At 52.6% G+C, this 13,531-nt stretch carries 11 protein-coding genes; 8 read left to right on the forward strand and 3 right to left on the reverse strand.

All coding sequences use genetic code 11. The features are described from left to right. Nucleotides 1-23: 23 nt before the first annotated feature. Complete coding sequence (gene ileS / locus A3L12_RS02675; protein ID WP_088882175.1) at nucleotides 24-3,224, reverse strand: isoleucine--tRNA ligase; 3,201 nt, start codon at nucleotides 3,222-3,224, stop codon at nucleotides 24-26. Nucleotides 3,225-3,732: 508 nt separating this feature from the next. On the opposite strand from ileS, the gene A3L12_RS02680 reads away from it, so the two are divergent. From A3L12_RS02680 to A3L12_RS02690, 3 genes are all read left to right on the forward strand, one after another. Continuing rightward, nucleotides 3,733-4,731 carry an arsenic resistance protein gene (locus tag A3L12_RS02680; RefSeq protein WP_198300060.1) on the forward strand — a complete coding sequence of 333 codons (999 nt, stop codon included), beginning with the start codon at nucleotides 3,733-3,735 and terminating at the stop codon, nucleotides 4,729-4,731. A 139-nt stretch (nucleotides 4,732-4,870) separates the two neighbouring features. Beyond that, complete coding sequence (locus tag A3L12_RS02685) at nucleotides 4,871-6,061, forward strand: TIGR00529 family membrane protein (protein WP_088882177.1); 1,191 nt, start codon at nucleotides 4,871-4,873, stop codon at nucleotides 6,059-6,061. 157 nt (nucleotides 6,062-6,218) lie between these two features. After that, nucleotides 6,219-7,208, forward strand: coding sequence for a DUF835 domain-containing protein (locus tag A3L12_RS02690; RefSeq protein ID WP_088883201.1), 990 nt, complete (start codon nucleotides 6,219-6,221; stop codon nucleotides 7,206-7,208). 18 nt (nucleotides 7,209-7,226) lie between these two features. On the opposite strand, the gene A3L12_RS02695 is transcribed toward A3L12_RS02690, so the two are convergent. Then, nucleotides 7,227-8,051 (reverse strand): DMT family transporter, encoded by an 825-nt coding sequence (locus A3L12_RS02695; RefSeq protein ID WP_088882178.1) that lies wholly within the window; start codon nucleotides 8,049-8,051, stop codon nucleotides 7,227-7,229. Between the two features lie 115 nt (nucleotides 8,052-8,166). Here A3L12_RS02695 and A3L12_RS02700 point away from each other — a divergent pair, with 115 nt between their 5' ends. The 4 genes from A3L12_RS02700 (at nucleotide 8,167) to A3L12_RS02715 (ending at nucleotide 11,370) form a co-directional block, all read left to right on the forward strand. Continuing rightward, nucleotides 8,167-8,691, forward strand: coding sequence for a 4Fe-4S dicluster domain-containing protein (locus A3L12_RS02700; RefSeq protein WP_088882179.1), 525 nt, complete (start codon nucleotides 8,167-8,169; stop codon nucleotides 8,689-8,691). A gap of 5 nt (nucleotides 8,692-8,696) precedes the next feature. Continuing rightward, nucleotides 8,697-10,568, forward strand: coding sequence for an aldehyde ferredoxin oxidoreductase family protein (locus A3L12_RS02705; RefSeq protein WP_088882180.1), 1,872 nt, complete (start codon nucleotides 8,697-8,699; stop codon nucleotides 10,566-10,568). 74 nt (nucleotides 10,569-10,642) lie between these two features. Continuing rightward, entirely contained in the window at nucleotides 10,643-11,080 is a 438-nt protein-coding gene (locus A3L12_RS02710; protein WP_088882181.1) for an OsmC family protein, read from the forward strand. A gap of 68 nt (nucleotides 11,081-11,148) precedes the next feature. Next, on the forward strand, nucleotides 11,149-11,370 hold the full coding sequence (locus tag A3L12_RS02715) for a MoaD/ThiS family protein (protein WP_088882182.1): 222 nt from the start codon (nucleotides 11,149-11,151) through the stop codon (nucleotides 11,368-11,370). A gap of 1 nt (nucleotide 11,371) precedes the next feature. On the opposite strand, the gene A3L12_RS02720 is transcribed toward A3L12_RS02715, so the two are convergent. Continuing rightward, complete coding sequence (locus A3L12_RS02720; protein WP_088882183.1) at nucleotides 11,372-11,680, reverse strand: hypothetical protein; 309 nt, start codon at nucleotides 11,678-11,680, stop codon at nucleotides 11,372-11,374. Between the two features lie 124 nt (nucleotides 11,681-11,804). Here A3L12_RS02720 and A3L12_RS02725 point away from each other — a divergent pair, with 124 nt between their 5' ends. Beyond that, nucleotides 11,805-13,529, forward strand: coding sequence for a glycoside hydrolase (locus A3L12_RS02725; RefSeq protein ID WP_088882184.1), 1,725 nt, complete (start codon nucleotides 11,805-11,807; stop codon nucleotides 13,527-13,529). Nucleotides 13,530-13,531: the final 2 nt, after the last annotated feature.

Below are 13,531 nucleotides of genomic sequence, written 5' to 3' on the forward strand. Positions count from 1 at the left end.
CGGGGATAAAAAAGGAGAAAGGATCACTCCTGAACCTTTTCGATGCCTATCCTGGCATTAACTTCCGGCCATTCCACGACGTAGCCCCGGGCTTTCCCGAAGGTTAGCTCAACGGCCCTCGTTTCTCCCATTATGTAATCGAGGTTTTCCTCGAGCAGTTCCCGGTTCTCCTCGCTCGTCTCTATGGTCACCGCTATCCTGTCGTTCACGTCGAGGTCGAGTCTCTTGCGCATCTCCTGAATCCTCCTGACGAACTCCCTCGCAAGGCCCTCGGCGAGGAGCTCCCTCGTAAGGGTTCTGTCCACGAATACCCTTCCGCCCTCGAAGTCTTCCGCGACGAGGAAATCGGGCAGTTTCTCCTCCACGTTCAGGTGCTCCCTCGTAAGGCGGAAGGTTTTTCCTCCAACGGTTACTTCCATCTCGCCCTTCTCGTAGAGCTCCTCCCCGTGCTCCTCTATCCATCCGGTTACGAGTCTGGAGTCCCCCCTGAACTCGGGTCCTATCTTTGCGAAGTTCGGCTTTATGATCCTCTCCAGCTTCACCTTCCCGACGGTCACTTCCTTGGCGTTTAGCTGCTCCCTTAGGATACCGTTGAGCCTCTCAACTGCCCTCTCAACCGTTTCGTCCTCCGTCTCAATCGTTATCCTCCTGACGGGGTAGCGGAGCTTTATCCCCGCCCTCTGTCTGGCGCTTGAACCGGCTTCAACGATCTTCCTGACAGCCTCCATCTCGCGCTCCAGCTCTTCGTCCATCGAGTTCTCATCGATTTCCGGCCAGTCAAGCATGTGGACGCTCTCAACGCCGAGGAAGGGCCTCAGCATGTTCTGGTATATCTCCTCCGTTATGTAGGGGGTGAAGGGGGCCATCAGCCTCATAAGAACGTCGAAGACCTTCCAGAGGGTCATGTAGGCCGCGAGCTTGTCCGGATCGTCGCCCTCAACCCACATGCGTTTCCTTATGAGCCTGACGTACCACCTGCTCAGGTCCTCGACGACGAAGTTGTATATCGCCCTCGTGGCTTTCGTGAGCCTGAAGGTTTCCACGCCCTCCGTGACCTCCTCGATGAGCCTGTTGACCCTGCTCAGTATCCACCTGTCCTCCTCCCTGAGGGGGAGCTCTCCCTTTATCTCCGAGGGATTGAAGCCGTCGAGACTCATGTAGGTCGAGCCGAGGATGTAAACGTTCCACAGTATGTTGAGCATCCTCTTGACCTGCTCCAGACCCTTCCAGCTGAACCTGAGGTTCTCCCACGGGTTCGTGGCCCAGAGCATGTAGAACCTGAAGGGGTCCCTTCCTTCCTTCTGGATGACCTCCTCGGGCCTTATGATGTTCCCGAGGCTCTTGCTCATCTTGTCTCCCTTCTCGTCCAGAACGTAGCCGTGCATTGCGACGTTCCTGTAGGGAACGGTATCGAAGGCTATAACTGAAGCAGCCTGCTGGGAGTAGAACCACTTGGTAACCTGATCCTCGCCTTCGACGATGAAATCGGCCGGCCAGAGTTCCCTGAATTCCTCCTCCGTCCTCGGGTAGTTTAGGGAAGCCCAGCTGGCTATCCCACTGTCGAACCATACGTCGATAACGTCCTTTACACGGCGCATCTCCCTGCCGTTAACCCTTATGATGAAGGCATCGACGTAGGGCCTGTGCAGGTCCTCCGGCCCAAGTTTCTCCTCTATGACCCTGAGCTTCTCGTCGTATTCCTCTGGAAGTTCAATGCGCTCACCGTTGACCTCTATCGCCACGCTGAGCTCCACAAGTTCTTTGAAGGAACCGACCACGTGTATCTCGCCGTCCTCGCTCTCCCATATCGGGAGGGGTATTCCCCAGTAACGCTGCCTGCTTATGACCCAGTCGCCGGAGTTGAGCACCCCGTTGTCGTACCTTACCTTCACCCAGTCCGGGTACCACCTGACCTTCTCGTCGTTCTCCGCTATTATCCTGTCTTTGACCCTGCTCACCTTGAGGAACCACTGATCGGTGGCGCGGAATATGAGGGGCGTCTTACAGCGCCAGCAGTGGGGGTACTTGTGCTCTATCGTCCCGGCCTTCACGAGGTAGCCCTTTTCACGGAGGTGCTCTATTATCTCCGGATCGGCGTCCTTCACATAGACCCCTTTCCATTTGCCCTCGGTATAGCGTCCCTCGTCGTCCACCGGGCTGTAAACGGGAAGGCCGTACTCCCTGCCCACCTCGAAGTCTTCCTCGCCGTGGCCCGGGGCCGTGTGAACAAGCCCCGTACCGTCCTCAAGTGTTACGTGCTCGCCGAGGATCACGCGGTGAGTCCACTCGTACTCCTCCCGAAAGGCTCTCTGGGCGGGATACTCGTCCATCAGGATGTGGACGTAGCGGGTTCCTTTGAGTTCCTCTCCCCTGAACTCCTCCACCACCTCGCCCTCAACTCCGACCTCATTTAGAACCCTCTCCACGAGGGCCTTCGCTATTATCCAGTACTCCTCTCCCTCTTCTCCCCTAACCCTGACTTTAGCATAGTCGTACTCCGGGTGAACCGTGATGGCGAGGTTGGCCGGAAGCGTCCAGGGGGTTGTGGTCCACACGAGGAGGTACTCCCTCTCCTTCCCCTCGATCGGGAACTTCACGTATACGCTCGGGTCTTTCCTCAGCTTGTACTCGCCCCTGACCTCGTGTTCTGCCAGAGCCGTTTCACATCTGGGGCACCAGTGGAGAACCCTCTTGTCCTTCTCGAGCAGTCCCTTCTCCCATGCCCTCTTCAAGGTGAACCAGCCCGATTCGACGTACTCGTTCTTTATCGTCATGTAGGGGTTGTCCCAGTCCATCCAGACGCCGAGCATCCTGAACTGCTCCGTCATCGTCTTCAGGTTGTTGAGGGCGAACTCCTTGCACTTCTTTATGAAGTTATCAACGCCTATCGTCCTCTCTATGTCCTTCTTTATCCTAAGCCCAAGGGCCTGCTCCACCTTCACCTCTATCGGGAGGCCGTGCATGTCGAAGCCCGGCTGTCTCCTGACGTTGTAGCCCTGCATCGTCCTGAAGCGGATTATCATGTCCTTGATTATCTTGTTCCAGGCGGTGCCGAGGTGTATCGCCCCGCTTACGTACGGCGGGCCGTCGAGGAAGTAGTACTTCGGTCCCTCTGCCCTGCTCTTCTTCACCTTTTCATACACGTTGTTTTCAGCCCAAAAACGCTCCACCTTTTCCTCGAGCTTCCCGGGACTGTACTCCCTGAACTCCGGTCCCTTTATCATTTTAGAACCCCTCCAGAAATGTAATCATGGCTAACCCGGAAAAGGGGGATTCAGGCCACGAAACGGGCGAAGCGAAGGATAAAACACTCCCCCCTCATGGGTATCGGTCAAAATTGGGACGCCCACTTATAAGGTTTTTGTTCCCGGACGTTCGGTTGTTCATGGGTTAAGAAGACGCATTATTGCCTGCCTTGGATCCGGTAAACCTCCGGGACTTCCACGGGGTCGCAGACGGGTGGGGAAACTACAGAGCTTCAAAGCGGGAAGGTTTTCTGGTCGAAGAGGGGTAACAAAATTGTCCAGTAAAGAACACCAATAGAAAAGCTTTTAAACGTTTGGAAAAAGCTTCATACGAAATGTGGAACCTTGAAAGCGTGGAAAGAGCTGCTCGTCACATTGGGAGAGATTAAAGGGTAGGTTTGAAAGTAAGGCGGTTCCTAAGATCCGCCGGTCATCAGCAAAAGCTTTTTAAAGCTTTGTGCATATGCACAAAAAGGAGGTGTTAAGAATGATGGAAAACATTGCCCGTCACCTGAAGAAGAACCTGCTCTGGTACTCGCTGCTCGCAATAGTGATTGGTTGGGCCTTAGGAATGACTGCTCCCGGCTTTGCATCAGCCCACAAGCCTTCCCTAAGTAATTTAGCCACGGTACTGGTCTTCCTTATGATATATCCAATGATGATAAACCTGAACTTTAAAGAGCTGCCCGAAGTTGTAACCCGGCCGAAACCTGTCCTCTTGAGTTTGGCATACAACTTCTTCCTAACCCCAATAATAGCTTACCTGCTTGTTAAGGGATTCATTCACGATCCAAACCTCGCCCTCGGCTTCCTCCTCGTGATGCTCGTCCCGGGTTCGTCGATGAGCATTGGCTACACGGGTCTGGCTGGCGGCGATCTGAAGCTTGCCACGGTAACGCTGGGAATAAACTTCCTGCTGATCCCGATCATGCTCCCCCTCTGGCTCCACATCCTCGGTGCCTCTACAGTTCCAGTTCCTTTAGCCATGCTCCTCAGGACGGTCTTTCTGGTCCTGATACTCCCGATGATCCTCGGCGACCTCACAAGACGCCTGATAGTAAAAAGGAAGGGTGAAAGATACTTCGTAAGCCTGAAACCGCTGTTTTCCACCGTGACGATGACCACCATGCTTCTCCTCGTTGGCCTGATATTCTTCATGAAGGCGCCGCTCCTTTCGAAGAAGTGGACACTGATAGTCGATCTCGCCGTTATAAACGTGCTTTACATGGCGATTCAGCTGTTCCTCGGCACGGTTATAGACAGGGCTTCCGGTCTCTCCTACGAGGAACACATGGGCATAATCTTCCTCAGCACCGGGAAGAACAACGGAACGGCTATAGCCCTGGCTACAATCGCCTTCCAGCCACTTATGGCCATTCCTGCTGCTGTGCTTCCCATATTCCAGATAATCTTCCTGATAATCTACCTGAAGATGGAGGGGATAATTAAAAGAATCTTCACTCCCAATGAATTATCCTTTCGGTAAACCAGTTCCTGAAGAATAACCCGACCCCAGTTTTATATGGCTCCATCCAACCTACCGGTCATTGCAAACTCCGGATGAGGGATAACCTTATAAAGAACGATAAGATAGGCGTCTACACATTAATACCCCGGTGAAAGCCATGAACGGGCTCCTCTACCTTATTGCATCCTTTATCTTTATCATACTCCTGATAAGGCTTAAGGTTAACATCGGGCTCTCGATTTTCACGGGCTCTCTTACTCTCGGGCTGCTGTTTGGATTAGAACCAGCTGATCTCTTAAACACCCTCTACGAGTCCATAACATCATGGGGCACCGTAAGGCTGATTTTGATAATAGTCTCAATAATGGCCCTTGCAAATGTTTTCTCCCAGATAGGCTACTTAAAATACATGGAGAAAGCGGCTAAGGAGTTATTCCCGAGCGAAAAGTATTCTCTGGCTGCCCTTCCGGCTTTAATAGGTCTTATGCCAATGCCTGCTGGCGCCCTGGTTTCCGCCCCAATGATTGAGGGGGTTGCAGACAGGCTTGGAATTTCTCCCGAAGAGAAGACCCTCATAAACTACTGGTTCAGGCACATATGGGAGCACTCGTGGCCCATGTATCAGGCTATAATCATAGCATCGGCCATTCTCGGGCTGTCGATTAGAGAGTTCAGCAGCAAGATGTTTGCCCTCACGATCATAATGGTTGTTGTGGGTTATCTCTTCCTTTTGAAGCCCATAGAAATCCGCGATGAGGAGAAGGGCAACAGAAAGGAGGGTTTAAAGCTCTTCCTGAAGAGCACGTACCCGATTCTCGTGATAATCACGGTCTCCATAATCCTTGGCTATGATATGGTCTATGGGGCGTTTATAGGGTTTCTATCGGCTCTGGTGCCCTATTTCGGGAAAGTTAACAAGAAGGAGGTCGTAAAGCATGCCCTCCAGCCGGGGATAATATTCCTTCTGCTATCGGTCATGTATTTCAAGGATCTTCTGGATGTTACCGGAGCCGTTGAAACGCTCCCAAAAACAATCCTTGGGCTCAATCTTCCCATAGTGCTTGTTATAACGATTACGCCATTCATCGTGGGTCTTATTACGGGAATCAGCTTTGCATACGTGGGGATGACGTTTCCCCTTCTCGCCCCCTTCTTCACCGGCTTTGACAAAATCGCCCTCGCATACCTGAGCGGCTATATGGGAATGCTCTTCAGCCCGGTACATCTGTGCCTGATCTTCTCCGCGGAGTACTACAAAGCAGAGCTCGGGGGAGTCTATAAAAAAATGCTGCTCCCTGCCTTAGTTCTCTTCCTCCTTGGAGTTGCCTACATATACCTCCTCCTTTAGAAGCAACTCAGGTTACCTCCTTAATGGACTGACGTTAATATGAACCGAAGTGGTTATATACTTTTAAGTTAACATTAATACTGGTGATGCTGTGAACCCGGCGTTGCTCCTTTGGGGACAATCCTTAAACTTTTTAATCAAGGTGGTTGCCTTTGGAATGCTGGCGTACGTGTACCTGAAATATCAAAGGAAACCCGCACTTTGCTGGTCTCTCTCATGGCTGGCTGCATCCTTCTCTATTCTATCGGATATGCTGGAAAATCCATACCTTCTCTCACTTGCAGAGGCTTTTTGGGCGACATTCCTCTTCTATGGTGTTATTGAACTTTTAAATGAGAACGGCATTCTGGCTGAAGGGTTCAAGATTGTCTCAATAGCACCGGTTATAATGTCAATCTACACGATCTTCCTCGGAAATTTCGGATACTCCTCCGACTGGTTCGTGATTTTGGGTCTTCCATATGCCTTTTCCGCACTCTTCATATTCTTCTCCGGGGTTTTACTGCTGTATGCGAGGGGGACATACGACAGCAACGCCCTGTATCTGGGGGCTGTACTCTCAATTCAGGGGTTGCACGAGCTGGATTATCCAGTGCTGAGGCAGGTGGCGTGGTTTGCCCCAATAGGCTTCACTTTAGGAGCCTTTTTAACGGTTCTCTCGGCTTACATAATGGTGAGGTTTGTTTTCACCGAGGAATTTATAAAATTTGAAAAACCTGCAGTCGAGCTCAACTTAAAGCCCGGGGTTATGATAATAACATCGCAGGAATATCCAGGATTGAAAGAAACTTTAAGGGAAGTTCCGGTTCTGGCATTTGTGAGAAACCCCGAGGTTCCGGAAACATGGAAAAAGTTTTTTATAACAAACGCAACGGAACAGAATGCGATTTCTCCAACCAATCTGGGCAAGATGGCGGAAATGGCTTCCCGATACTTCAGAGAAGCTCATGAAAAGGGATTTGAAGGCGTCCTTCTAATAGACTGCCCGGAGTATTTAAAAACGTACAACGGCTTTAAAGCGCTGGTGAAATTCCTGGCTTCTTTAAAGGACTACGCCACTCTTTATGAGGGGGTTCTGATTCTGGTTTTGGAGAAAGGTGCATGGGAAGAGAAAGAGCTCCACCTTCTGGAGAGCTTAATAACATAATGGTTGTGAATAGCATGGTTAGTTTCTTATCTCGTTCCAGATCGCCCCGAGTATAAGCAGAGCCCCCAGATATCCCCTGCCGCTTAAGACTTCTCCAATGGTTATAAAAGCGGATATATGCCCGAATATGGGTTCAGAGGAGTATATAACGGCAGCTTTATGTGCCTTAGTCTCTTTTTGATATTTCAACTGGAGTGTGAAGGCAATGACGGTTGCAAGAACGCCGGTGTAGAGTATGCCCATCCATGGATACGGGTTCACTGGAAGGGTGAAGCCTTCAACGGAAAGGGCATAGATGGAGGAGAGTACGAAATTCCAGAAAATCTGCCAGAATGCCAGGCTTACATGGTCCTTTTCACCGAACTTCTGGACAAGCACTATCTGGAATGCAAAAGAAAGCGCACAGAGGACGGTGAGCAGGTCTCCATAGTTAAAGTTTAAGCTCGCCCCCGAGATGAGATAGAGCCCCAGCACTGCTATTCCGAGCGAGAGAAAATCCCTCCTTCTCAACCTGTCTCCAAGCATGAAGTAGGCTATGAAAGGCGTGAAGACCACATAGAGCGAGGTTATAAAGGCCGAATTTGAGGCGCTCGTGTATTTCAGGCCAACAATTTGAAATCCATGCCCGAAGAATAGGGTAATGCCCAGGAGAGCCCCTTCCAGTAAAGTATCCTTCTTAAGGGCCCTTCCTCTGAAAATGAGGAGCATCAGGAGGGAGGCTATTCCAAAACGGTACGCTAAAAAGAGGATTGGTGGCATATAGGACAGACTGACCTTCATGGCCGGGAAGGTGAAGCCCCATATTGCCGTTATACCCAGAAGGATGAGCTCCGCCCTTTTCATGCCACCCCCTTGGTTTCTCCGATTTATAAGCGTTTGTTTTTAAAGGCAAATCTAAGCGGTTTGATCTGCATAAAGTATATATACGATGTTGTTCCAGAATCGTTGGGTGTTATAAATGGATGGGGACGTGGAAAGAGTTTGGATTTTGATAACCCCCGATAAGTGCAGCGGGTGCAGGCTCTGCGAGGTCGCATGCTCGCTGGAGCATGAAGGAATCATCTGGCCAGAGGCATCCCGCATAAGGGTCTTTGAGTTCTTACCAGGGATAAACATGCCACACACATGTGTACAGTGCCCGGACTATCCATGCGTAAATTCCTGCCCCACGAACGCGCTGAGCGTTGATGAAAAAACGGGAGCCGTTTTGGTGGACGAAGATAAGTGCATAGAATGTGGAGCGTGTATAACGGCCTGCCCCGGCAGCGTCCCGAGGATTCCGGAGGGTAAGGGCAGCGTTGTCATATGTGACCTCTGCGGCGGAAATCCAAAGTGTGTCGAGGTTTGCCATGAGGCGGGACACGATGCTCTGAAGATCGTTAGAGGGAACTACAGATCAATCTTTAGAACGTTTGCAAAGGATCCCGTGGAAAAGAGCTTCGATCTCGCGAAGAAAGTTTACGGTGAAGAGCTTCTGAGGTGATGGGGATGTACGGTTACGCTGGAAAGCTTCTCGATGTTGATCTTAGCAGGGAGGAGATTAAGGAGATTGAGCTCAGCAGAGAAGTTCTTGAAAAATTCTACGGTGGCAGGGGGCTTGGCACATACTTGCTATGGAAGGAGCTTGGGGACAGATGGGAGAAGGTTGATCCCCTCGGCGAGGAGAACCTCCTGCTCGTTCTTACGGGGCCACTGACGGGCTACTATCCGGGGATGAAGACATCTGTGGTCTCAAAATCTCCCGAGAGCAATGGAGTGGTGGGAAGTGTTTTGAGCAGCGAAGCTGGTTTGGAGCTCAAAGCCTCAGGGTACGATGGTATCATCATACGGGGAAAGGCTAAAACGCCAGTTTATCTCTTCATCCACAACGATAACGTTGAGATAAGGGATGCGAGCGATTACTGGGGAATGGGCGGTACCGAGCTTTACAGAACGCTCCTAAAAGAGGTCCACGAGGAGATAAAGAAAAAGGAAAGGCTGAAGGGAATCCCGAAGGAGCCCGCGATGATGTACATAGGCAAAGCCGGAGAGAACAGAGTTCGCTTTGCAGCTATAATGACGAAGCTCATGCATGCCGCGGGTTACGGAGGTTACGGGGCCGTTATGGGCAGTAAGAACCTGAAGGCGATAATCGTCAAGGGGAGTAAATCACTCCCTGAAGTTTACGACAGGGAGAGGATGAAAGCCCTCATCAGGGAATTCTGGAGGAAATCCTTCTCAGCGGTGACGTTCAGGGAGTGGGGGACAACCGAAGGAGGATACAGCGTTGGACACGACCGCTCAAGTGAGCCCATCATGAACTGGCAGAAGGAGTACCACGATGACGAGAGGATGAGCGTCGTCAACTTTGAGAACAAAGTCTGGATAAAGAAGTACTGGGCGGACTACGGCTGCCCGGTCAACTGTATGAAGATCTCCTACCTGAGGAACGGGCCCTACAAAGGCTCTGTTACCGATGGTCCCGATTATGAGCTTATGGCGTATCTGGGAACCAACCTTGGCATCTTCGAGCCCGAGAAGATCGTCTACCTCTCTTACCTCGTGGATGAGCTTGGACTGGATGGCATAAACGCCGGCAACGTGCTCGGCTTTACGGCGGAGCTCTACCAGCGCGGGATCCTCACGGGGGAAGATCTCGGCTTTGAACTTAAATGGGGGGACGAGAAGGCCTTCGCAAGGCTCCTCGAGGTGATTATAAACCGGGAGGGAATAGGGAAGATCCTGGCAGAGGGAACCTACCGTGCAGCTAAGAGGATATCGGAAATGAAGGGCGTGGATGCGACGAAGTACGCGGTTCAGGTTAAGGGAATAGGCGTAGGTGCCCATGGGGTAAGGAGTGAGCTCGATTACACGAGGGGCGTTAGCTATGCCGTCTCCGTTCAGGGCGGGGACCACACATCGACCGCGGCCCTTCCGGCCAAGGGCTACGAGGGAGAGCTTACAAGCGCCTTCTACGACTCCGCGGTGATATGCTTCTTCGTCACGCAACCGGGCTTTGAGAACATCCTTGAATTCGGAAACGCGGTAACCGGTTTCAACATCACCCCCGAGCGGTGGATGAACGAAATCGGACCGAGAATAATACACCTCCAGAGGATCCTGCTGCTCCTCGGTGGGCCCGACGTCCATTGGGGGCCAGAGGATGACGACAATCCCCCGAGATTCTACGAGCCCCTTCCAAACGGCCCGGTAAAGGGCAAAGCGCCGGACAGGGAAGAGCTAAGGGCAAAGGTGAGGCGATACTACGAGGAGATCGGCTACGATGAGCACGGAATCCCGAGGGAAGAGGTTCTTGAGGAGCTCGGTCTTGGCGAAGCAAAGCGCGAGGTCAGGCGCATAAGGAAACGCCTGAATCTTTAACCTTTTTATCTTAACCTTAGGTTCTGGCAATTCTTTTAACCCTCGGGACCAAGTAATAAGCCGGTGAACGGCAGATGCCAGACCTGAAGTTTTTGGCCGAGGGAGAAAGCCTTTCCCCCACGAAACTCAGGGTGAAGGTCAGGGACTTTGAAGTGATAGTGGACGAACCCCCTTCACTTGGGGGAACGGACGACGGGCCCAACCCGGTGGAATACATCCTGGTGGCTCTGGCGGGCTGTTTGAACGTCGTGGGGCACATGGTGGCAAAGGAGATGGGATTCAAGATCCACTCCATGAAAATCGAGGTTTCAGGAAACCTGAATCCGGCCAAGTTCATGGGCAAAAACGGGGACAGAGCGGGATACAAAAAGATCAACGTCAGGTTTAAGCTGGAGACCGATGCCGATAAGGAGACCCTTAAAAAATGGCTCGGGCAGGTTGAGGAGCGCTGTCCAGTTAGCGACAACCTGGTTAACCCAACCCCCGTGGAGATCGGGTTTGAGAAGTGCTGAGAAACCAAAAATCTTTAAGTTTTTCCCCATCCTTTTCTTGTGAGGTCAGATTCCCGGAGGGTTGAGGGATGAAGATAAAAGTTAAACTCTATGGAGAAGCCGCTTTAAAGCACGGTCCCGAAATAGAAATTGAGGTCAAAGAGGGAACTCGTGTTAGTGATGTTCTTGCAATGTTAAAACTCAGTGAAAATGACCACCATTTACTTATAAACGAAAGGAAAGTTTCAAAAGATCATCCCTTGAATGACGGAGACGTCTTAAAGGTCCTCCCCGTTGTGTACGGGGGCTGATTCACTCCCCGGGCACGTTTACACAGCTCATGTTCATGGACAGAAGGGTCTCGACGAAACCGCTCTCGAGATTTTTCCTTATCCTATCCGCCAGGGCTTCGAACTCCCGGGGGGTAAGGGGTCGCTTTGTTCTGAGCCACTTTATCTTTCCATCGTTCCCGTCGAGGACGACTATCTCGCCCTCGGTGACGAGCGGCACGTAGTTGATCTTTACCCCATAGAGCTCCTCTGCGTAGGCCATCTTGGCCCTCAAGAGCTCGAGGTAAGCGGCGAGATCCTTCCCGAGTATCCTCCTCACTTCCGGTTCCATCCTCCCACCGGGGTTGTTTCAATGCACACATTTATTAATCTATCGGACGTTTATGGGTAATGATGTCCTTTCCCCTGCGAAAGCCTGATAAGGGAGGGGATTATATCACCGCCGGTGAATCCTGATGTTCATGAAGTACGCCCACCATTTCCACGCCTACCAGCCGGGGGATGTGGTCTACGTTCTCGACGGCGACGGGAGCAGCCCCCTGGATTACGAGGAGAGGGTAAGTCCCGTTGCAATAAAGATCCGCGGGGAGGAGGTTAAGGGCAGGAACTGGACGATGGCGATGCTCCACTCCTACGAGTACATAGCGGACCTCCTCTCCCGGATGAGGGGAATAAGCCTCGACATCGAGCCCTTCACCTTTCTCATGCTCCTCAGGCACCACCGGAGGGCCTTTGAGGAGGCCGTCGAGCTCCTTCAGAGGTTCGATCCCGTGCCAACGACACCCTTTCACCCGATAGTTCCCCATCTGGACGGTTTCGAGCAGGAAATTCTCGCACGGGTTTCCTTTGACTTCTACTCCCCGCTGATCGGGGATAGGGACGTAATCGGCTACTGGCTCCCGGAGGCGGTGATAACAAGGGATAGCGCCCGCATAGTGGAGTCCTCAACCGATAAAAAGCTGGTCTTTCTCCTCGACGAGAGGCAGCTGATCTATGACCTCCCGCAGGCCAAGTACTCCTGCAACCGCTACGGGGGAGCGTTCGTCTTCGGCCGGGAGTGGGGCATAAGCGACGCTTTCGCCTTCAACACCCTCGACGTGGAGGGATTGATCTCTGCTGTCCTCTCACGCCGGGATAATTTCAAGGAGGACACTGGAGTTCCCTACCTTATCTTCACGGCCAGCGATCTGGAGAGCCTCCTCGGGAACCCGGCCCAGCTCGACCGTTTCGTAAGCTGGATGGAGGGGCTTGAGCAGGAGGGCGTTGAAAGGATCTCGGCCATGGAGTTCGTGAAGAAGAAACTCTCCGGCGAGTTCAGGCCCCTTGAGGGCGAGTGCTCCTTCGAGATGGGGGTAAAGGATTACTCCTCTTGGAGCGACTACTTCGACCTCAGCACCGACGGCAGGACCGGAGACATGAGGTGGCTCGGCTATCGCAGGGATGATGGAAGGGTCTTTTCCCGGGAGGTGAAGGGCAGGAAAATTTCCCAGCTCTGGAAGGTGGCCTTCACCCGCCTCTTCGAGGAGCTCAACAGGACCGTTAGACTGGGGGTTCTGAGGGGACTCGAGGAGCTTAACGCCGATGCCCGGGAGTTCCTTGTGCGCTACGCGAGGATATTCTTCCGGGACTACTACGATTACTTCGGCATGGAAACGTCACAGGATTACGTTCTCGAGCCAGCCCGCGGGGAGAGAAAGGCCCTGAGGCTCGGAAGGGTTTACTACCTGATGCTGCTCGCCAACCACTCCTGTCCGCGCTTCTGGGAGAACCTCGACACGAGGGTGGCCTTCGGCAACGTCTCGGTCATGGCAAAGGCCCTCATAGAGCTGATGGACTACTTCGACGGCCATGAAATTCAGAGTCTCTTCGTGGACGCCTACCTGAGACTGCTGAACTTCGAGGGGCTCTACTACCTCTGGGACCTCGGAAGGATGCCCTCGCTTGAGGGCTGGGAAACGGAAGAAGATGCCTGGCTGGACGCCCTTAGACCAGAGGTCCCCGGAAACGGTTACAACGTGGTGACGAGGGCGGCCCTCTACACCGGGAGGAGGGCCCTTAAGGGAGAGCTGAGGGGCCTGATCGAGTCCTACAACCTCGAATGGGCGGTGGCTGATACGGGCCACATCCCCGGGGAGATGCACGGCGAGTGGGAGAACAGGGAATGGTGCGAGCACAGGTGAGG

Origin of the sequence: Thermococcus sp. P6 (assembly GCF_002214525.1) — an archaeon.
Taxonomy (GTDB): domain Archaea; phylum Methanobacteriota_B; class Thermococci; order Thermococcales; family Thermococcaceae; genus Thermococcus.